Origin of the sequence: Antrihabitans stalagmiti (assembly GCF_016482825.1) — a bacterium.
GTDB classification, from domain to species: Bacteria; Actinomycetota; Actinomycetes; order Mycobacteriales; family Mycobacteriaceae; genus Antrihabitans; species Antrihabitans stalagmiti.
Map to the genome: position 1 here is coordinate 513,271 of NZ_JAEMNV010000003.1, position 19,282 is coordinate 532,552.

Genomic DNA, 19,282 nt, shown 5'->3' on the forward strand with positions numbered 1-19,282 from the left:
GTAGCTTTCTGATGTCAGGCGGTGAAGGAGGCGCGGACGTCGCCGACACCGGTGATGGTCGCGGTGTAGGTGGCACCGCGTAGGACGGGGACCATCGGACCGAGTGCGCCGGAGAGGACGACGTGACCCGCGCGCAGCGGCGACCCGAAGGTCAGGCTGGTGTTGGCCAACCAGGCCAGGGCGTGCCAGGGGCTGCCGAGACAGTCCGATCCGACACCACGCGAGACGGCGATCCCGTTTTCGGTCATGGTCATGTCGATGGTGGCCAGGTCGGGTGCGTCGGTTCGGGGGATCGAGTCGCCGAGCACGTAGAGGCCGGAGGAGGCGTTGTCCGCCACGGTGTCGGCGAGGCTGATGTTCCAGGCTTCGATGCGGCTGTCGACAATCTCGAACGCGGCGACGACTTGGTCGACGTAATCAGGGGCGGTGTCGGCGGTGATGGGTGCGGTGATGTCGCGCGCGAGGACGAACGCGATCTCGGCTTCGATGCGTGGCTGAAGCAGTCGTGTGTGCTCGACGTGAGAATCGTTGCTGCAGTCCATGTCTGCGAAAAGCACACCGAGGTCGGGTTGGTCGACGCCGAGTTGTCGTTGCACCGCGGGTGAGGTGAGTCCGATTTTGCGTCCAACGATGCGGCGACCGGCGTCGACGGCGGCGGTGACGTTGTGGGTTTGCACCCGGTAGGCGGTGTCTACGTCGTCGGGCTCGATCAGATCGATCACCGGCGGACAGGGACGTCGGGTGCTGGCTGCGGTCGCGAGGCGGTCGGCCGCATCGACGACGATTGCGGATTCCACTGTTGGAGTGATCATCTGGTTGTCCTTCACTGTGGCGGGCGCGGTCATTCGGCGAGGAACGACAGCACGACCTTGTTGAAGTGCTCGGCTTGTTCCCACTGTGGCCAGTGCCCGGCGTCGGTGATCAGTTCGAATCGACCGCCGGGAATTTTCTCGGCCATGTCCATCCCGGCTCCGGCAGGCCCGGAGGGGTCGTTGCTGGTCCAGATGACCAATGCACCATTGGGGACGGCCGCGAGTTCGGCGTCGGTGATCCGGTTGCGCAGTCTGATGTCGGGGTCTTGCAGGCACAAGATGTGTCGCATCGAGTCGGCAAACCCGGGCTGGGAGTAGATTCCTCGGCGTATTTCGACGAGTTCGTCTGTGACACTGTCGTTGTCGGCCATCAACCATTCCAGTCGGGCGCGGATGCGTTCGCGGCTGGGGTCGTCGGCGGCGGCTTGGGACAGGCCGCGGATCTTCTCCATGACTTCGGGGGTCGACATCGTGCCGCCCGGGGTGTTGAGCACCAGCTTGCCGACCCGATCGGGATGTGCGGCAGCGAATTTCACGGCTACCCAACCACCGAGCGACTCACCGTTGAGGTGGGCTTTGTCGATACCGAATGCGTCGAGAAGTCCGAGGAGGTGCTCGACGTAGTCGTCGAGTTCCAGATCGTGATCGGCGTGGGTGGTGTAGCCGTGACCGGGGTAGTCGAACGCGACGACGTGGTGCTGGGCGGCGAAGTCGGCGAAGTTGCGGGTGTAGGCCTCGAGATGGCCGCCGGTGCCTGGCATCAGGACGACAGTGTCGGGTCCAGTTCCGGCTTCGAAGATGCGGGTGTTCCAGCGGCCGACCTGGACGTGGCGGACGGTGTGGTCGAGTCCGGGAAACGACGTCCACACCGAGGGTGCGCTAGTCATGGGAGTTCCTTTCAAAACATATGCGGTGCTGCGTGATCCGCGGTCATTCGGGCAGGGCGGTGGTGACGGCGAAGCCGGCGATCCATTCGGGGATGGGGCGGTAGTAGCTCGACCGGACCCGGTATGCGCCTTGGGCGGCGAGGGCTGCGTAGGCCGCGATCCAGGTCCGCACTTCGTGCGAGGAGTGCCCGGCCTGTTCGACGAACCAGTCGTTGGTCCACGAATCGATCTCGTCGAGTTCGCCGGAGGCCAGCACCGTGAGCAGGTTGCGGTCCCAGCCGGGATTGAGGGGTTGGATCGTGGCGACTCCAGCAGCGAAGTCGCGTCCGGCGTCGATGACTCGTTGCTCACGGGCGGCGCGTTGCTCAGGCGTCGGGTTGCGACCGGAGATCAGTGTTTCGCGGACCGGGGGTGGTGCGGTGTCGAGGCGCGGTACCGGCGGATCGTGGGACAGCCCGCCGGATCCGACGAGCAGCACCCGGCGATCCAGTGCGGCGGCAGCCTGTCCAACCGCGTTGCCGAGCAGGCGAATACGACTCACGGGGCAGAGCGGTTCACCGACCGAGTTGATGAAGATCGGCACGGTCGGCACCGCCGTGATCGAACCTGTCAGCAGTTCCAACGCCTGGGCGAAACCGTGATCGACGTGCATGCGTTCGGAGAAGGCGGTGTCCACTCCGGCGGCGAGCACGGTTCGCGCGATCCGGTAGGCGGCGTCGCGGTCGACGTCGAGCGGTCCGGCCTGGGTGCCGTAGTCACCGACCGATTGCGCGGCGGCGCCGATGCAGAACGGTGGCAACAGGTCGTAGAACACCCCGTTGTAATGATCGGGAGCGAAGATGACGACCAGGTCCGGTGCGAAGTCTGCGATGAATGCACGGGCATCGGCGAAGGCGGCGTCGACCTCGGCGACGATGGATGCGTCCGGGTCGTTTCGGCCCATCAGCGGTGAATGCGACATGGTGCACAGTGCGACAGGCATTTTCAGCTCCCGCCGTGGGTGACCGCGGCGTCGGCGGGTGTCGCGAGCACTGCGGCCAGCGCGGTCTGGAGGTGCTCGAATGCGTCGTTGTCGTCCCAGATCGCCGGGCTGTGTCGCCAGGCGATGTAGCCGTCGGGCCGCACCAGCAGCGCGCCTGCCTCGTGGATTTCGCGGATCCGTTGCCAATTGCGGTATGGGTCGTCGGTGCCTTTCGCGCCGATCACGACGGTGCGCAGGAACGGCAGGTCGAGTTTGTGGGCGGCGTTGACCCAGGCGGTGCCGGCCAGGCCGGTGACGAGGCTGAACTGTCCCTTGCCGGTGACGTCGAGGGTGGACGTGCGCAGACCGTTGCTGTCGACCAACCAGGTGTGGGGCAGTTTCGCGCCCGGACGGGTGCTGGCTTGTAGGTAGAGTTCGCGGTCGCGTGCCCATTCTTCCTGTCCTGCAGTGGGATCGGGAATGATGGCGCAGGATTCGTAGCGTTGGTTCAGTTCGACGCCTTGGGCGTTGAACTCGTAGTTTTTCAGTTCCAGTGCTCGACCGAGGGCGTCGCGCACCTCGACGCCCTCGGGGCTCGGGTCGCGCAGTCTCTCCAGCCCGGCGGCGATGGGGTCTGCGGCGCCTTCGGTGCGAAAGCATTCGTTGATCGGGCCGTAGTCCACGCGAGATTGGTTGGCGCGGGCCACGATCTGGCGGCCGACCGGTTGGCGTTCGTGTGAGTAGGACTCGAGCATCGCGTGGTCGGCATAGCCCTGTAGCACGAAGGCGAGTTTCCAAGCGAGGTTGAATGCGTCCTGTACGGAGGTGTTGGAGCCGAGTCCGCTGCTGGGTGGATGGCGGTGCACGGCGTCGCCGCCGCAGAACACGCGGCCCTTCGAGTAATGGGAGGCGCAGGCTTGGTTGACCTGCCAGGTCGAGGTGGCTTCGATGTCGATCTCGAGGTCGGGGTCACCGACCAGAGTGCGGATCTTCGAGGTGATCTCGGCCGGGTCGAAGTTCGGGTCGCCGTCGGCCATGTTGTAGCCCCAGCCGGCGATCCATTTGTTCCACGGTCGGATGGCGCGCAGCAGGCCCATGCCGATTTCCCCGAAGCTGCTGCCAGGGGCCATGATCCAGTGCAGGATGCTCGGCCGGTGTTCGACGTATCGGCTGAGGTCGGCATTGAAGAGGACGTAGGCGGTTGCGGCTCGGCCCATCGTTCCCTCGATTTCGAGGCCGATGTCCTCGGCGATCTGGGATCGTGCTCCGTCGGCCCCGATCAGGTATTTGGCTCGGATTGTGTAGTCGCGGTTGAACAGGTGATCGCGGACGGTGACGGTGACACCGGTGTCGTCCTGGACGTGGGAGAGGTATTCGGTGTTGAAGGTGTAGGTCGCGCCCCGGGCGACGGCGTTTTTGAAGATGACCGGTTCGAGGTAGAGCTGTGGGATGTCGAGCAGTCCGCAGGGGCTGCCCAAGATGTAGTCCCCGACTCGGTCGTCGCCGGTGCCCCAGGTGCGGACCCGGGCGATCTCGTCGCCGGCGAGACTGGTGGTGAACAAGGTATCGCCCATCAATTCCCATGGGGTGGCGTACTTCTTGGCTTCCTCCTCGATGCCGAGGTCGCGCAGCACTTCCACGGCGCGCTGATTGGTGATGTGCGCGCGGGGAGTGTTGGCCAGCCAGTTCCATCTGCTGACGAGATGAACCCGAATGCCGTAGGTGGCCAGGGCCAGGGCGGCGGTGGATCCGGTGGGGCCGGTTCCGACGACGAGTACGTCGGTGTCGAAGTCGTTCATGGGTTGTGTCACTTCGCTTTTCGGTTACGGAACGCTGATGAAGTTGGTGAAGCCGCCGTGTCGCGCGGGGAGGCTGTCGAGGGCTTCGTTGATCTTTTCCAGCGGGAAGGTGTGGTGTTCGAATACCGACAGGTCCAGAACGCCGGAGCCGGCGAGGTCGGCCATGTCTTGGGCCTCTCCGGTCGAGAACCACAGGCTGCCCAGCAATGAGATCTGCGAGCACATCATCGAGAACATGTCGACTTGGGGGCGCTCCATCATGCCGCCGATGTCGACTGCGATTCCGCCGCGCCGCAGTGTCGAGATCGCTTCCAGCATCGACTCTGCGGGTGCGCCGGGGCCGAGTGCGTCGATCACGATGTCCACACCTGTGCCGCCGTTGTGTTCGTGCACCCAGCCGCGCAGATCGCCTGTGAGCGTGGACTTCACGTCGATGCGGTCGGGTGCGATCGCCTTGACGTCGGCGAGCAGAGCTTCGTCGCGTCCGGTGCCGAAGATGTGGGTGACGCCGAGGCTGAGCGCAATCAGACAGGCCCCGAGGCCCAGTGTTCCGGAGATGCCGTCGATCAGGACGGTCGTGCCGGGACCCGCACCCGCTTTGCGGAGCGCGGAGAACGCGGTGCCGAGGTAACCGAATCGGGCACCCTCCTCGAAACTGACCGAGTCGGGCAGTTTGACCAGATTGCGTTGAGGGGCGGTGAGGTACTCGCCGAGCCCACCGTAGGGGTAGGCGTCGAAGAGTTTCTGGCCGCCGGGGCCGAAGGCGAAGTAGCCCATGAAGGTGTAGCTGTCGCAGTTCTGGTCGGCTCCTTGTCGGCAGGCTCGGCAGGATCCGCATGACAGTCCGGGGTTGACGTAGACCCGGTCGCCGACCTGGACGTCGTTGACCTGGCTGCCGACGTCGGTGACCACGCCGGCGCTGTCGAGTCCGAACACTGCGGGCAGCTTTGGTAGTGGGAGGTAGGGGAACCATTCGGCGTAGGTGGCGAGCACGTTCTTCAGGTTCGGGACGACGTTGCAGGCCTTGACCTGTACTACGACGTCGGTGGCGCCCGGGCTCGGGATGGGGAGGTATTCGAGTCGCATGGGCTCGTCGATGTGGTGTAGACGAGCGGTGAGCATGGACTGCATCGGTGAAACTCCTCGAGTGTGGTTTTCGCGCAAGCGGTTTGAACTAGGAGGTGACGGAGGTAGCCGTCAGGGCGTTGGTGACGTCGTCGATGGTCGAGATGTCGGCGAGCAGCCCGAGCGATTCGATGCTCGCCTCGTGTGCGGCGGGAGTGGCCGCGGCGCAGGCGTCGGCGACGATCACGGTGTGGTAGCCGAGGTCGCTGGCGACGCGGGCAGTTCCTTCCACGGAGAAGTTGGTCGCGACGCCGGCGAAGGCGAGGCTGGTGATTCCCTTGCTGCGCAATGCATCGTCGAGTCCGCTGCCGGCGAATCCGCCGACCCGTTGGTGGTCGATGACGATGTCACCGTCGTGCGGTGTGAGGGGCTCGACTATCGCGGTGAGCGGGTTTCCGTCCTTGAGGCAGCCGGACTGTTGCACGATGCCCAGGATCGGGGAGTTGACCTGTAGGTCGGAGAAATCCGGCTTCCAGGCGACGCGGGTGTAGACGACGGTGCCGCCGGCAGTTCTGAATGTGTCTGCGAGCCTGGCGATCTTGGCAATCACGTCGCGTTCGACGACCTGCTGATAGAAGAAGTCGGCGAAGGCGCCGTCGGGTCCGACGACGTCACCCTGGCAGTGGATGACCAGCAGTGCGGTGGTGCGGGGATCGAGTTCCATGACGTATTCCTTTGCGGTGGTATGGGTTCGGGTCAGGCGTGAGCGATGATCGAGTGGCCGACGTTGTCGATGTCGCGCTGGGCGGTGAACGGGTTGGACAGAAACACCTGCAGAATGTCGACGCCGGCCTCACGCATCAGGGCTGCTTTTTCCTGCAGCTGTGCGGGTGAGCCGTAGAGGCACCAGTAGTCGACCAGTTCCTTGGTGATGATCGGCCGGTGTTTGGGGTCGAGTCCGCGCAGATACTTCGCCCACACGTCGAGGTAGTGCGGTTGGTTCGGTGCGGTCGGATCGCCCAGGTACTGCTGCGCGGCGAGGATCGAGGCATCCACGATCGGGTCGCCGAGTTGATCGCGGTGTTCGTTCATCAATCCTGAGTTGGTGATGCAGGAGGAGATCGGGCCGGACCCGAAACCGTTGGTGACGCCGTCTTCCCAGGTTTCACCGTTCTCGAGCTGGTAGAACCAGGACAACGACACCAGCTTCACCGAACCCGGTGCCCGGCCGGCCTCGGCGACTGCCTTGTCGAGCTTGCTGCGGATCAGTTTGATCATTTCGGTGTTGGGGCCGAGGCAGTAGACGATCGCGTCGGCGTACTTCACGGCCTCGGCCAACCCACGCGGACCGCCGGCGGCGACCCAGATCGGGATGTAGTCCTTGACGTTGAGGAAGCCGCTGTCCTTGTCGAGGAATTCGACCTCGCGCTCCTGGCCAAGCCATTTGTGCACGACACGGCGTCCGGCCATCAGTTCGCGCGAGACCTCGATCGTGTGCATCAGTTCGGAGATCTTCGCCGGGCGATTGCCCATCGACCGCAACGCGTTGTTCGCGGTCCCGATGCCCAGAAACGTGCGCCCGGGTGCAAGCGCGTTGAGGGTTGCCATCGAGTTCGCGGTCACCGGGCCGATCCGGGTCAGCGGATTCGTGACCATCGTGCCTATGTTGATCGTGCTCGTCTGGGCTGCCGCCAGCGCGAGGTACTGGTACGGATCGCTGAAGAGCAGCGGTCCCTCACCGACGCCGAAGTGCGTGACGCCCAGGTCTTCGGCCTGCTTGACCATGGGTACCTGGTCGATCTTTGCGCAGGTCCCGATGCTGAATTCCATTGTTTCTCCTCGTGGATTGCCGCGACGGTGTCGCCGGGCCGACCGGAAGTTCGCTGCCGGCATATCCGCGGAAGGAGGGCTCAACTTCTAGAGCGGTAGAATGCTAGCGTGCCAGATCACCATAACGCGCGGTGATCCAGACCACAAGTACTAGAATGCTAGTGCTAGAATGCAAGTTGTAATTTGCCGTGGGAGGGTGGAGAGATGTCTGGTGGACCCGTCGAAGCGATCGTGGGATGACGACGGCCAACGCTTGGTCGTCGTCTGCGGGGGGTGAGCCCGCGGCGGCTCTATCAGTTGCGCGCCTGTCCGGTGCGCGCCTCTCGACTGCCCTCTACGACACCCTCAAGGCACGACTGTTGGAGGGGACGTACGGCGCTGGGGAGAAGATCGTCGTCGAGACCATCCGCCAGGAGTTCGGGGTCAGTAAGCAGCCGGTGATGGACGCGCTTCGCCGCCTCTCCAGCGACAAACTCGTGGAGATCATCCCGCAGGTCGGCTGCCAAGTCGCCAGCTACAGCACCCAAGAGGTCGAGGACTTCTTCACTCTCTTCGGCGGCTTCGAAGGCACGATCGCGGGCGTCGCGGCCTTGCGGCGCACCGATCAGCAACTACTGGAACTCGATCTGATCTCTGCGCGCGTGGATGGTCTGCTCGACTCCGACGATCCAGCCCTACGGGCCCACGGCTACCGCATTCACAACCGCGAATTCCACGCTGCGATACACAAGATGGCGCACTCACGGATCATGGCCGAAACGAGTCAGCGCATGTGGGATCTGTCGGACTTCCTGATCAACACCACCGGAGTTGTGAACCCACTGTCGAGCGCGCTGACGGAACGTCAGCACGACCATCATCGGATCACCGACGCGGTGCGGGCGCGAGACGAAGACGCCGCTCGCACAGCGATGGAGCAACACATCGTTGGAACCATCTCGGTCATTCGCTCCGAAAGTGCCAGCTGATCTGTATTTGCTGCAGTGAGTCATCAACACAGTCGTCGGTGGGCGTGCACGGGAAATCGTGCGCGGACGGCGGCGACCACGGCAGGTAGCAGATCCGCCGTTCGGGTTTCCGTCGACTCACCGCATTGTTCGAGGACTGATCCCATTGGATCGACGATGACGCTGTGCCCGATCGACGCCGGCGATGTCTGATTGACCGCGACGACGTAGACGCTGTTCTCGATCGCCCGTGCTGCTGCAAGCGTCAGCCATTGCCCGATCTTGTATGGCCCGGGAACCCAGGACGAGCACACCAGCAACACCTGCGCTCCGGCCTCCGTCAGCACTCTGGCGAGTTCGGGAAATCGGAGGTCGTAGCAAGTCAGCAATCCGAATCGGACACCATCGATCACGACGGTCACAGAGCGTGGGACTGGATCGGTCCGAATGTGGGTCGATTCCTTGAATCCCTCACAGTCGAATAGGTGAATCTTGCGATAGCTGTCCAGGATTGCGCCGTCGGAGTCGATAGCGAGGAGCGTGTTGAAGGCGCGGTCCGGATCGTCGGATTGCTCGACAATTCCCGCCACCACGGCGATCCTGGACTGTCGCGCGATGCGGGTGAGTTGCCCGACGATCGCGCCGTCGCGGGGTTGCGCGTGCTCGACGAAACTACGGTCGACCCTTGGCTTTTCGTACGTCGCGTACTCGGGGAAGACAACCAGTTGCGACCCGGCGTCGGCTGCCTGCGATGCCACCCTCTCGATCGTTGCGAGGTTGCGATCGATATCTGTGCCCGACTCGATCTGGGCGACGGTAATACGCAATTCGGCTGCCCTTCAATGCCTTTGGTGGTCAGCGAGTAGGTGCCGGTGCGTGGCCGTCGTGCTCGGCCGCGTCGGTCAATGCCAATTCCGGCGGCGGCTTGCGGAAGCCCGAGGTGATGATCGCGAGCACCACAACGCCGAGGGCAAGCCAGCATGTTCCCAGGACTATCGCGTTCGAATCGAGTTGTGTGAGCAGGTAGGCGTCGACGACGGCGCCGATCGCCGGAACGATCACAAAGGCAATCGGGTTGAGGTGTCGTCCGGCTCGACGCTGCCGGAGAAAGTGCGCGATCACCGCAATATTGACCATCGTGAAGGCGGTGAACGCGCCGAAGTTGATGAAGGATGTCGACGTCGAGACATCGAGGAAGATGGCGATGAGGCCGACCGCGCCGATGACGATCAGATTGACGACGGGCGTGTGGAAGGTTCGGTGTAGGACGCCGAAAACTTTCCGCGGGAGTACGGAATCGCGGCCCATCGCGTAGATCAGTCGCGAGGCGCTGGCCTGCGCTGCAAGTCCGGACGCGAACTGCGCCACGATCAACCCGGCAAGGAACACCGACGCGAACAGATGGCCACCGATCTGCTGCGCGATGTCGGACGAGATCGAGGCCGAGTCGTCGAACACGCCACCCGGGCGCACGAGTTGAGTCACGTAGGCCACCACGATGAAGATGGCGCCGCCGATCAACACCATCAGCATGATCGCCCTCGGAACGGTCTTCTCGGGCTCGACGGTCTCCTCGGTGAGCGTGGTGACAGCGTCGAACCCGAGGAACGAGTATGCGGCCAGTGCTGCGCCTGCGGTGATCGTCCCGATGTCTGCGGCACTGTTGAAGAACGGTGCGCCACTGGCCAGTCCGTCCGCATCGGAGTCGCCGAGCAATGACCCGATCGACAGGGCGACGAACAGCACGATCACCAGCAGCTGGAACGCCATCAGGATGTAGTTCGCCTTGTCGGCGACCTTGAGCCCAACCACGTTGAGACCGGTCGTGATCAGGATGAACCCGATCACCCAGGCTGCAATCGGAACGCCGGGAAATTCGGCATTGAGGTAGGACGCGCCGATCAGCCAAATCACCATCGGCAAAAAGAGGTAGTCGAGCAGGATCGCCCATCCCACCAGGAATCCCACGCGTGAATCGATCGAGCGGCGCACATAGGTGTACGCAGACCCGGCGACCGGGTAGGCCACCGCCATCCGCCCGTAGCTGTAGGCGGTGAACAACATCGCCACCAGCGCAACGGAATACGCACCCGCAGTAGCGCCGCCGCTAGTTTCGGCGACGACTCCGAATATGCCAAGGACGATGATCGGTGTGAGGTAGGCGAGCCCGAACAGCACCAGGGACGGAAGCTTGAGCGTGCGGGTCAATGTTGTCGGTGCAGTCACCGGTTACTCCTCTGGTCGGATGCAGCGGGGGTCCAGGTCGCCGGGTCGATCCGACCGGCGTAGAGGGGCATATCGATCGGTGCGTCGTTGGCGCCGAACTGCGACCACATTCGGTTGTAGCCGGCTGTTCCGTTGGCCCGCACCCTATCGACATGCGTGAGGTCCAGGTCGGCGAATAGTGTTGTCGGGGTGCCATTTTCAGACTCCGACAGCACAAAGCCCTCGGGATCCACGATCAGGCTGCGCCCCGCCCCTGGCGGCGCTGCGCAGTTGAGGCTGACCATGAACACCTGGTTGACGATCGCATTGGCCCGCGCCAGCACGACCTCTTGGGCACGGTCCGGCGTGGTCGTCTTGACGATGTTCACGATCACGTCCGCGCCCATCCACGCCAGATGCCGGCTCGTCTCCGGGAACCAGGCGTCGTAGCAGATCGACAGCCCGACACGGCCGATGCCGGGCAGCTCTACGGTGACAAAGCTATTTCCGGGGTCGTACGGCTCGTACGGGCGCCACGGGAAGATCTTTCGATACGACGCCGCCACTTCACCTTCCGGGGACAGGACCACAGCGGTGTTGAACAGCATCCCGCCCGGCGCACTTTCGCACACGCTTCCAGGGATCAACCACACTCCGAGGTCGCCCGCGAGTTGCCTCAGATTCCGCAGCAACGGGCCGTCGAGGGGCTCAGCGGCGGCGCGAAGCGCGTCGGCTCGTTGCTGATCCGGCTGCCCGTCGCCGAAGAGGTGCAGCTCGGGGAACACGATCAATCGGGTGTCCGGCTGGTCGGCGCGGATACGTGTGGCTTCCTCGGCGAACTGGGAGAACGGTTCGCCGATCAGGCGTGGTGGAGCCTGGACGGCGGTGAGGGGAAGGTTTCGAGGCATGTCGTTCCTGCGAGTCGTGTGTGTGACCGGAACCATATTGGATCACAATGATCTATTATTGGCCAAGGCCTCACGACACGACCGAAGGTACGGTTTGAACATGACCGCTGGCTCCAACGACGAGACGGTGTTGACGTCGACAGCGTTGGCCGGCATCGGCCGGCGCAGTGCAGTGGAGGCGGTCCGAATCCGGATAGGCAGGGCTGTTGCGCTCGGTCTGCTCAAGCCCGGCGAGCGGCTTCCCGACCAGAACGAGATTGCGTTGGGGCTATCGGTGAGTCCGATCACTGCCCGACGAGCCATGACGAGCCTGGCCGAAGAAGGGATCGTCGTTCGCCGACGCGGGCGCGACGGTGGCACGTTCGTTGCCGACGAGGTGCCCCGCGCCGTACTGGATCGACTGAAAGCACCGGCGGACGAATCCGCCGCCGTTCATACTCTGGTGGATCGCCGAATGTTGTTCGAATGCGCCATAACTCACTATGCGACGCTCAATGCGACACCCGCGGAGCTGACCGAACTCGACCAGTTGACCAAGAAGATGGCAGCGGCGCGAGATTGGTCCGACTATCACCGATTCGACCGGCAATTTCATCTGCTTGTCGCCAGGTCCGCACACATGGACGGTGCACACCCGGTGTACGAACAGGCACTCGAAGAACTCTACGAACATTTCATCCCGTACGAGATAGCGCTCCTACGCCGTGCGAACGACGACCACGTCGCGTTGGTGCGCGCGCTCGAACAAAAGGATCTGATCGCCGCCGTCGACATTGCCCGCGGACACGTCGCCACGCTGCATAACTCCATGTTCATGGGGTTGTCAGACGGCAGGTAGGGCGCATCTCGCCGGTGCCGTATTCGCGGATTCGGGCTGACTACCTGACATCAAGGTGAGGGGCAGTGCTTAGATCGTTGGACGGACCTCAGTTCCAGGAGTGCCCATGGCCGATCTGTACACGCGGGTGCTCGTCGACGTGTCGTATGCGGCTGGCTCTGCCGGATACTCGGGGTCCGGCGATGAAGTTCTGACACTCCTCCAGCAGGGCACGCACCACGAGGCTGCCGCACTGCTGGCGTGGGATCGCTTGCAGATGCGACATCGACCGATCGTCAGTGCGGGCTACCGCGCTGATACTGTCGAACAATTGGGCGACCGGTACGTGGTCTCGGCTGAGAACCGCGCGCTGGAGACGGCGTCCGGTCCGGTGCGGATAGATGATCTGCCGCAGTATCGAGAAACTCCCATGTTTCGCGAGGTGCTGGCTCCAGCAGGATTTCAGGACGGGATGACGAGCCGTTTGTATCGCGACGACGGATCGTATGCGGGGATGCTTCATGTGTCGGCGGCGGATGTCGGCACGTTCGACCATCGAGCGAGGGATCTCGTCGCTGCGTTGGGCACGGTGATGTCGCGGCTGATCGTCGTCAAGCGCCCACCCGCGTTGTTACCCCCAGCCCCCGAGGGCGCCCTTGTTGGCGTGGTCGACCACTTCGGAGGGGTCAAGCCAGTCGACGGCTTCCACCTTCCCCTTGCGATGGCGGACCACAGCTTTCAGGCAGTTGTTGCCCGCTTCTTGCGGTCGTCGAGCCCGGCTGCGGTCGGTTTGTGGCCGACTGGTCGACACTGGGCGTCGGTGATGCTGACGCGTGTGGTCGACCAAGGCTTGCACGCGGCCACACTGGTGCAAGAAACCCAAATTGAGCCGATCCCGTACGGGCTGTCGAACAGAGAACTCGACATTTTGGCAGGCATGGCTTCCGGACACACCAACCGGCAGATCGCGGCGTTCCGGTCGATTTCGGTGCGGACAGTGACGTCGCACGTGGAGAGCATATTGAGGAAGATGGACACTGGCTCCCGGGCGACCGCCGTCGTTGCGGCCGCACGGGAGGGGCTGCTTCGCCTGGACTGCGCTCAGACGATGATCTGATCCAGAGCATCCTTCATCAAGAATCGCTTCAACACGTTGTGGGTAATCCTCGCGACGTTGTTTTCGTATCCGTTGTGGGACAGAGCAGCGGTCCATGCGATCGAGCCGACGGAGAAGAAACCGCCGCCGCCGTCGAGTGCGCCGAGAACGATGTCGGACCGAACGTAGGGATGTTCGCTGCCGCCCAGCCCAGGGAGGTTTTCATAGACCTCCTCGGAGGCGACCAAGTACGCATCGGTGAATCCTCCGGAGGTGGCGAGCAGAAGGGTACCCGGTGGTGATCCGAGCGCTGGGTCGTAGCAATCGATTTCGGCTCCGGCAGCGCCGCCGCCCATGATGCCGAAGTCACCGATGACTTCATCGGGTTCGAGTCCGTCGAACACGAACGTTGCCCGAGGATCGCGGCTGTCTTCGAGTCGTACGTAGTGGGTGGATCGGTCGAAGCCTTGGGCCGCGAATCCGACGCCGGTGAGCCGCTGCGGGGCTTTTCCCTTGTTCCGCCACAGACCAGCCATTTCACCTGAGGTGGCGTGTCGTCGTTCACCGTAGGCGGTTTGGTGGGGTCGGGTGCCCGCTGCGGATCGGCGAAGCTCCATCAAGTACGGCTGGTCCGGCACGAACGAGGCGGTGGCGAAGAACCCGTTGCCGCCCAGATACATCAGACGTCCACCGCGGGCGGTGTATAGGTCGAGTGCATCTATTTCGCGGCGCGTGACGTATTCGGGGTGCGCACCGCTGATGACCACTTTGTAGTCAGCGAGCAGTTCATAGCCGCCCATGTCGAGCGCTTCGTCTGTGATGACGTCGAACCCACACTCGAGAGTGTCGAGCCAATGGACGATACAGAGGTCTGCGGGGAGGCCCCAGACGCCGTTGCTTTGAAACCACGCACGGTGTTTGGGTTGCAGGGTGATTATCGGCTTGCGGACGCTACCGAACACGACGCCGCTGCCGTCGTTGTGAATTTCGTAGCAGGATCGGCCGAATTGGGGGTGATCCTGCAGGTCGAGATCTTCTTGCCCGAGAACCGGGGTGTGGCTGACGATGACCTCTGCGCCGTCGGCTTCGAACGCGATTCGGTCGTTGGCGTAGGCGAGGTATGTTGCGGTCGAAAGCAGCAGAGCCACATCCTTTTTGCGGCTCCCAGGCCCGATGAGAAAGGGAACGTACTGCTCGGTCTCGCCGCCGACCAGTCGTGCCGCGTAGACGCCGCTGGGAAGGTCTTCAGGGACCTCGAACGTGAACGCGATGGGCCATTGGGCATCGGTGATGTCGTCGTCGTGGAAGTGAATCGCATCGAATTCGTCGGGGACGGAACGGAAGTCCTCCGAGAGCCCCGCGTAGAGCGGACCGGTCACAGCTCGCATCGGTGCGTTGAAGCAGCGGCCGTGCAGTCCATTGTCCGAAAGATCGACGACATCCCAGAGCAGAAGGCCGTCCTCGCGATTGGAGAGGCCGAAGTGCCACCGAGCGAGCAGTTCTTCGCCGTTTCCCGTCAGCGGGTCGCCTCCGCGGGTGATACTGAGCGCCCCGATCTTTCCGTTGAATGGTGCTGCGGCCAGCCATCTCTCGCCGTCGCGGTGGGCGAGCGCCCCAATTCGGAACGGATGAGCGCTGCGGGCAAGATTTCGAGCAACCGCAGGTGCCGCCGCGTCATCGACGTCGATTTGCGCTGCCTGGTCGGAGACCCGATTCATGCAGTTCGCGATGGGGGTTTGCGTCAATTGGACGTCGACCTCGCTGCCCGGAAAGCGCACATCGATGCGGTACCAGTGGTTGGCGAGGATTGCACTCGAGGTCGACAGCGACCTCGGCTGTCCGTCGTCACCCCACAGAACCGTGGGGATTCCCTCGTCCAGTACCAGCGCGTAGCCTGTCGCGGTGCCTTCGTCCCAAGTGCCACAGATGGTTTGACGCTGATTCGTCAGGCCGATGGAGTTCTGCGTCACGTGATAGGCGCCGATGCTCTCGTTCCGTTCGGTCAGCGGGAGCGTTGCGTAGACGTACACGCTGATTGCCATGTCCGTCGGTTCGGCCAACACCGAACCTGGGTCGTCGATTTCCACGAACGATCCGGGCTGACAGACGTGGTGTTCCCCGGTGTAGCTTCCGGCGAAGCCGGCGTCGGGCACCTCGTACTCGACGAATCCAGGCCCGGCCGACCCGGTGAAGCCGTGACTCAACCGCACCAGAGAAGCGTCGTACATCGGCGGTCCCTCGCTGCTGACGTGGAAGGTCAGCGCTTCACCAGGGCGGGCGTAGAGGCGGTCGGTGTAGCCGAATATCTTGCTGGGGTGCGGTTCCATGATCCAACCTGCCTGTTCAGTCGTTGCTAACGAATTGTGCGTGCCGCCGGCGCAATACAGCGCGCGCAGCTGCGACATAGTCATCGAAGGATTCGCCCTCGATAAGCAGATTTCCTGGTGCACCGATGACGATTCGCCCGATCGCCCATGGCCCGTCGGCGCCACGTGCGAGGAGGATGTCCTTACCGGTGATGGGCAGGCTACGAAGGTAGCGAAGCACCCGCGTCGTGCGGTCGGTGTGCGGCCCGAACGGGTTCGTATCTAGTTCCTCGGCAACCGTTTCGGTGTATAGAGCTGCTATGCGGTCCCGGATTCGACGGGCGTGGAGGTGCGCCAATTCGCCCGTGCGATCTGATGCGGTGCGTGCCGTAGTCGAACTCATCTCAGCGCTCCTGGTAGGTGGTGATGGTCGGCGCGACGTGGGATTTACCCGTCGCAGGTGATTCGACGGGGGTGTCGTCGAGGTCGGATTGCGCCAATGACCGGCCGGTCATACGGAAATACACGGCGATCAGAACTCCGATCGCGAGCCAGGCAAGCCCGACGACCTTGGCGTTGTCGCTGGCACTCCAGAGCGCGTAGATCAGTACGGCTGCGCCGAGGGTCGGCGAGACCCAGTGCACGAAAATCCGTCGGCTCTGCATTCGCGCTCCGAAGTGCACCAGCACACTGATATGAAGCAGGATGTATGCGGTCAGAGCGCCGAACGTGACGAGGCTTGTGAGCAGTGCAGGGTTCTCGACTCCGACGATGCCAACGATGAGCGACAGCCCCGTGATGAAGATCATTGCGTTCGCGGGTGCTTTGGTCCTCGAATTCACCACTGCCAGGATCTTTGGGAGCTGGCGGTCGCGAGCCATGCTGAACACCAGACGTGATGACGTTGCGTTCGACGCCATGATGTTGGCGAACAATGCGATGAGTGCCGCAGTAAGAGTGACGACGACCTGGAACCAGTGCGCCATGACCTGACCGGTGAGGTTGTAGAAGGCGTTGTTGGTGTCATCGCCTTCGGCGAACACGGTACCGGCGGGGACGAAGATCGCGGCGATGTATACCTGAATGACGAAAAGCGCTGTCACCAACCACAACACGATCATGGTGGCCTTCGATACTGTCTTTCCGCCTCCTTTGGCTTCCTCGTTGAGAGTCGAGATGGCGTCGAAGCCGATGAAGCTCAGGGCTGCGATGGGGATGGCACCGAAGACGAGCGACCACGAGAACGTTTCGGCGCGAAATAGCGGATCGAGGGAGAAATGGCCCTTGCCTTGCGTAACTGCCACCAGTGCCCATCCGACGAACACGGCCAGGACCAGAAGCTGGATGATCAGGAAGATCTTGTTCATCGTTGCGGTAAAGGTGATGCCCCGCAGGTTGATCGCGGCGGTCATCACAACGAAGACGACGATCCAGATCCATGCCGGCAAGCCGGGGACTAGGGATGTCATTGCCGACGCTGCGAAGACTGACAGCAAAGCGGGTAGGAGCAAGTAGTCGAGCAGAATCGCCCAGCCCGCCAAGAATCCGACGAACTGATTGATTCCGTACCGGACGTAGGAGTACGCCGAGCCCGCTATCGGGAAGCTCAACGCCATCTCCCGGTAGCTCAGCGCGCTGAACACCATGGCGATTGCGGCGACGATGTACACCAAGGCAACCGCGCCCGACGAAAAGTTATACACGATGCCAAAGACGGCGATCGGCGCAATGGGGACCATGTAGATGAGTCCGTAGATCACCACATCGGCCAAGCTCATAGACCGCTTCAACTCAGGCTCGTACCCGAGTCTTTCCAGCTCAACGTTTGCCGAAGTGTTCTCGTCGACCGCGTTCATAGGTCGGGCCTTCCGGTGAGTGAGGTGATTTCCACAGCAGGCGGCTTTCGGAAACCGGCCAGGCGAATAAAGCAGGCAGGACGCCTGGTCCGCGGGCCGGCGGATGTGTCGACTCAGGGTTAGGCGGTGAACTCAAGGTAGCCAGCGCATGACTTGCCAACAATCGGTACTTTTACCGATGCGCAGCTCCCGCCGCGACGCGAGCCTCAACGTGGACATCCGAAAGATCAAGTCCCCAGCCAGGTTGCAGAGTTCCTGGCAGCTTTGGTGGACGTGTGCGCTGTGGTGTCGGTGCGTCAGAGGGTGCGAGGTTTCCAGCTCGGCCTTTTCTGTTCGAACGCGCTGATCAGGCCGTTGTGTTGTTCGGTGATGGCGATGTCGTCGAGTCCGTTGAGTAGTTGCCATCGGGTGTGGTCGTTGATCGTGAAGGTGAAGGCGTGCGGTCCAGCGGTGATGACGCGTGTAGTCAGGTCGACAGCCACCTCCTCGCACGCATCGTCCTCGACCGCATTCCATAGCTGTTCGACCTCGTCGCCGGTGACTTGTGCTGTGAGGAGCCCGTTCTTTCCAGCGTTGCTGCGAAAGATATCGGCGAATCGGGATGAGACGACGACGCGAATCCCGTAGTCCAACAATGCCCAAACAGCGTGTTCGCGGGAAGATCCAGTGCCGAAATCGGGTCCGACGATCAGGATCTTGCCGTGATCGAAGGGTGTGGTGTTGAGAATGAAAGTGGGATCGGCACGCCAGGTTGCGAACAGCGCATCGTCGTAACCGGTTCGGGTCACACGCTTCATGAACGCCGATGGACAGATCTGATCGGTGTCGATGTTGCTGCGGCGCAGAGGTATTGCGATTCCGGAGCAGCGGGTGAAAGCGTCCACAAGGTTCCTCGCAGCAGTTGAGGGGACGCGCCTGCCGGCGGGTCAGATAGTGGGCTCCAGGACGAAGTCGTAGTGCGCGACGAGGAACGGTTCGTCGGTGACCTTGCCGTCGGGGCTGAGACCGGGGTCGTGCTCGACGAACGGGACGATCAGCGCATCCTTGACGCCGAAGACGACGTCGGTGTCGAGGTAGTCGGCGCCCTGCTGGAACAGGTGAGTGATCAGTTTGCGGTAATCGGGTTCCTCGAACAGGAAATGTACGTGCGCGGGACGGTATTCGCTGATCTCGGTCTTCGTGATCAGGTCACCGACCGGCCCGTCCATCGGAATGGTGTACCCGAGCGGTGCGATGGTGCGCACGCAATAGGTTCCGTCCTGTCTGGCTTGATATTTCGCGCGAAGTCGGGCTTCGTCGATCTCGGGCATTTGCGCTTCGTAGGTGCCGTCGGCGTCGGCCTGCCACACGTCGAGGACGGCACCAGGGATCGGGGTGCCTGCGGTATCGGTGACCGTGCCGGTGATGAACAACGGAGTGCCGGGGATCCCGTCGGACATGTCGTGGCCGAACGGAGCCGGCGGTGACCCGTCGATGTGGAACGGCCCGAGAACCGTTGCGGGGGTGGCTTCCTCGGCGAAGCGGTTGTTGAGCTGCACGACGAGCATGCTGAGGCCGACGACATCGGAGGCGAGGATGAATTCCTGGCGTTTGTCGGTACTGATCTGACCGGTGGCGGTGAGCCATTCGATCGCGGTCATCCACTCCTCGGCGGTCAGTTCGACTTCACGGGCGTAGTCGTGAATGTGCCGCACGAGGGCGGTCATAAGCTGGGCCAGTCGTGGCGATTGTGCTGTGGCCCAACGTGTGACGGCGAGGTCGGTGATGTTGTCCTCGGTGACGAATGCCATGGA

18 protein-coding genes are annotated in these 19,282 nt (G+C 62.9%); 3 read left to right on the forward strand and 15 right to left on the reverse strand.

Annotation, left to right across the window (positions count from 1 at the left end):
* Window positions 1–14: 14 nt before the first annotated feature.
* From JGU71_RS11110 to JGU71_RS11140, 7 genes are read right to left on the reverse strand one after another with little or no spacing between them, the layout of a single operon-like run.
* Window positions 15–812 (reverse strand): 2-keto-4-pentenoate hydratase, encoded by a 798-nt coding sequence (locus JGU71_RS11110; protein ID WP_233529022.1) that lies wholly within the window; start codon window positions 810–812, stop codon window positions 15–17.
* Window positions 813–841: 29 nt separating this feature from the next.
* Window positions 842–1,699, reverse strand: coding sequence for an alpha/beta fold hydrolase (locus JGU71_RS11115; RefSeq protein WP_199704188.1), 858 nt, complete (start codon window positions 1,697–1,699; stop codon window positions 842–844).
* A gap of 43 nt (window positions 1,700–1,742) precedes the next feature.
* On the reverse strand, window positions 1,743–2,681 hold the full coding sequence (locus JGU71_RS11120) for a 3-carboxyethylcatechol 2,3-dioxygenase (protein ID WP_199704189.1): 939 nt from the start codon (window positions 2,679–2,681) through the stop codon (window positions 1,743–1,745).
* A 2-nt stretch (window positions 2,682–2,683) separates the two neighbouring features.
* Window positions 2,684–4,459, reverse strand: a complete 1,776-nt coding sequence (locus JGU71_RS11125) for an FAD-dependent oxidoreductase (protein ID WP_199704190.1) — start codon at window positions 4,457–4,459, stop codon at window positions 2,684–2,686.
* A gap of 24 nt (window positions 4,460–4,483) precedes the next feature.
* A complete protein-coding gene (locus tag JGU71_RS11130) occupies window positions 4,484–5,590 on the reverse strand; it encodes an alcohol dehydrogenase catalytic domain-containing protein (protein ID WP_199704191.1) in 1,107 nt (368 codons plus the stop codon).
* Window positions 5,591–5,633: 43 nt separating this feature from the next.
* On the reverse strand, window positions 5,634–6,248 hold the full coding sequence (locus tag JGU71_RS11135) for a cysteine hydrolase family protein (protein ID WP_199704192.1): 615 nt from the start codon (window positions 6,246–6,248) through the stop codon (window positions 5,634–5,636).
* A gap of 32 nt (window positions 6,249–6,280) precedes the next feature.
* A complete protein-coding gene (locus JGU71_RS11140; RefSeq protein ID WP_199704193.1) occupies window positions 6,281–7,354 on the reverse strand; it encodes an LLM class flavin-dependent oxidoreductase in 1,074 nt (357 codons plus the stop codon).
* Window positions 7,355–7,590: 236 nt separating this feature from the next.
* On the opposite strand from JGU71_RS11140, the gene JGU71_RS11145 reads away from it, so the two are divergent.
* Window positions 7,591–8,322: a GntR family transcriptional regulator gene (locus tag JGU71_RS11145; protein WP_199704194.1), complete on the forward strand. Its 732-nt coding sequence runs from the start codon at window positions 7,591–7,593 to the stop codon at window positions 8,320–8,322.
* A gap of 23 nt (window positions 8,323–8,345) precedes the next feature.
* On the opposite strand, the gene JGU71_RS11150 is transcribed toward JGU71_RS11145, so the two are convergent.
* Genes JGU71_RS11150 through JGU71_RS11160 form a run of 3 tightly spaced genes read right to left on the reverse strand, consistent with a single transcriptional unit; the run spans window position 8,346 to window position 11,414 of the window.
* Window positions 8,346–9,128 (reverse strand): carbon-nitrogen hydrolase family protein, encoded by a 783-nt coding sequence (locus tag JGU71_RS11150; RefSeq protein ID WP_199704195.1) that lies wholly within the window; start codon window positions 9,126–9,128, stop codon window positions 8,346–8,348.
* A gap of 28 nt (window positions 9,129–9,156) precedes the next feature.
* Window positions 9,157–10,527 carry an APC family permease gene (locus JGU71_RS11155; protein ID WP_199704196.1) on the reverse strand — a complete coding sequence of 457 codons (1,371 nt, stop codon included), beginning with the start codon at window positions 10,525–10,527 and terminating at the stop codon, window positions 9,157–9,159.
* Window positions 10,524–11,414, reverse strand: coding sequence for a carbon-nitrogen hydrolase family protein (locus JGU71_RS11160; protein ID WP_199704197.1), 891 nt, complete (start codon window positions 11,412–11,414; stop codon window positions 10,524–10,526). The genes JGU71_RS11155 and JGU71_RS11160 overlap by 4 nt, the downstream gene beginning before the upstream one ends.
* Before the next feature lie 100 nt (window positions 11,415–11,514).
* Here JGU71_RS11160 and JGU71_RS11165 point away from each other — a divergent pair, with 100 nt between their 5' ends.
* A complete protein-coding gene (locus JGU71_RS11165; RefSeq protein ID WP_199704198.1) occupies window positions 11,515–12,252 on the forward strand; it encodes a FadR/GntR family transcriptional regulator in 738 nt (245 codons plus the stop codon).
* Between the two features lie 106 nt (window positions 12,253–12,358).
* Entirely contained in the window at window positions 12,359–13,348 is a 990-nt protein-coding gene (locus JGU71_RS11170) for a helix-turn-helix transcriptional regulator (protein ID WP_199704199.1), read from the forward strand.
* Here the strand turns inward: JGU71_RS11170 and JGU71_RS11175 are convergent.
* The 5 genes from JGU71_RS11175 to JGU71_RS11195 form a co-directional block, all read right to left on the reverse strand.
* Window positions 13,333–15,654, reverse strand: coding sequence for a N,N-dimethylformamidase beta subunit family domain-containing protein (locus JGU71_RS11175; RefSeq protein ID WP_199704200.1), 2,322 nt, complete (start codon window positions 15,652–15,654; stop codon window positions 13,333–13,335). The two genes, JGU71_RS11170 and JGU71_RS11175, sit on opposite strands and share 16 nt — an antisense overlap.
* A 16-nt stretch (window positions 15,655–15,670) precedes the next feature.
* Window positions 15,671–16,036: a N,N-dimethylformamidase alpha subunit family protein gene (locus JGU71_RS11180; protein WP_199704201.1), complete on the reverse strand. Its 366-nt coding sequence runs from the start codon at window positions 16,034–16,036 to the stop codon at window positions 15,671–15,673.
* A gap of 1 nt (window position 16,037) precedes the next feature.
* Window positions 16,038–17,411 carry an APC family permease gene (locus JGU71_RS11185; RefSeq protein ID WP_233529023.1) on the reverse strand — a complete coding sequence of 458 codons (1,374 nt, stop codon included), beginning with the start codon at window positions 17,409–17,411 and terminating at the stop codon, window positions 16,038–16,040.
* 374 nt (window positions 17,412–17,785) lie between these two features.
* Window positions 17,786–18,373 carry a 3-isopropylmalate dehydratase small subunit gene (gene leuD / locus JGU71_RS11190; RefSeq protein WP_199704202.1) on the reverse strand — a complete coding sequence of 196 codons (588 nt, stop codon included), beginning with the start codon at window positions 18,371–18,373 and terminating at the stop codon, window positions 17,786–17,788.
* Window positions 18,374–18,415: 42 nt separating this feature from the next.
* On the reverse strand, window positions 18,416–19,279 hold the full coding sequence (locus tag JGU71_RS11195) for a dioxygenase family protein (protein WP_199704203.1): 864 nt from the start codon (window positions 19,277–19,279) through the stop codon (window positions 18,416–18,418).
* Window positions 19,280–19,282 lie beyond the last annotated feature (3 nt).

What these genes read in the sequence shown, in the direction of transcription:
- JGU71_RS11110 (WP_233529022.1), bottom strand. Translation starts at nt 812, where the DNA reads ATGATCACTCCAACAGTGGAATCCGCAATCGTCGTCGATGCGGCCGAC.
- JGU71_RS11115 (WP_199704188.1), bottom strand. Translation starts at nt 1,699, where the DNA reads ATGACTAGCGCACCCTCGGTGTGGACGTCGTTTCCCGGACTCGACCAC.
- JGU71_RS11120 (WP_199704189.1), bottom strand. Translation starts at nt 2,681, where the DNA reads ATGCCTGTCGCACTGTGCACCATGTCGCATTCACCGCTGATGGGCCGA.
- JGU71_RS11125 (WP_199704190.1), bottom strand. Translation starts at nt 4,459, where the DNA reads ATGAACGACTTCGACACCGACGTACTCGTCGTCGGAACCGGCCCCACC.
- JGU71_RS11130 (WP_199704191.1), bottom strand. Translation starts at nt 5,590, where the DNA reads ATGCAGTCCATGCTCACCGCTCGTCTACACCACATCGACGAGCCCATG.
- JGU71_RS11135 (WP_199704192.1), bottom strand. Translation starts at nt 6,248, where the DNA reads ATGGAACTCGATCCCCGCACCACCGCACTGCTGGTCATCCACTGCCAG.
- JGU71_RS11140 (WP_199704193.1), bottom strand. Translation starts at nt 7,354, where the DNA reads ATGGAATTCAGCATCGGGACCTGCGCAAAGATCGACCAGGTACCCATG.
- JGU71_RS11145 (WP_199704194.1), top strand. Translation starts at nt 7,591, where the DNA reads ATGACGACGGCCAACGCTTGGTCGTCGTCTGCGGGGGGTGAGCCCGCG.
- JGU71_RS11160 (WP_199704197.1), bottom strand. Translation starts at nt 11,414, where the DNA reads ATGCCTCGAAACCTTCCCCTCACCGCCGTCCAGGCTCCACCACGCCTG.
- JGU71_RS11165 (WP_199704198.1), top strand. Translation starts at nt 11,515, where the DNA reads ATGACCGCTGGCTCCAACGACGAGACGGTGTTGACGTCGACAGCGTTG.
- JGU71_RS11170 (WP_199704199.1), top strand. Translation starts at nt 12,359, where the DNA reads ATGGCCGATCTGTACACGCGGGTGCTCGTCGACGTGTCGTATGCGGCT.
- JGU71_RS11175 (WP_199704200.1), bottom strand. Translation starts at nt 15,654, where the DNA reads ATGGAACCGCACCCCAGCAAGATATTCGGCTACACCGACCGCCTCTAC.
- JGU71_RS11180 (WP_199704201.1), bottom strand. Translation starts at nt 16,036, where the DNA reads ATGAGTTCGACTACGGCACGCACCGCATCAGATCGCACGGGCGAATTG.
- JGU71_RS11185 (WP_233529023.1), bottom strand. Translation starts at nt 17,411, where the DNA reads ATGAGCTTGGCCGATGTGGTGATCTACGGACTCATCTACATGGTCCCC.
- JGU71_RS11195 (WP_199704203.1), bottom strand. Translation starts at nt 19,279, where the DNA reads ATGGCATTCGTCACCGAGGACAACATCACCGACCTCGCCGTCACACGT.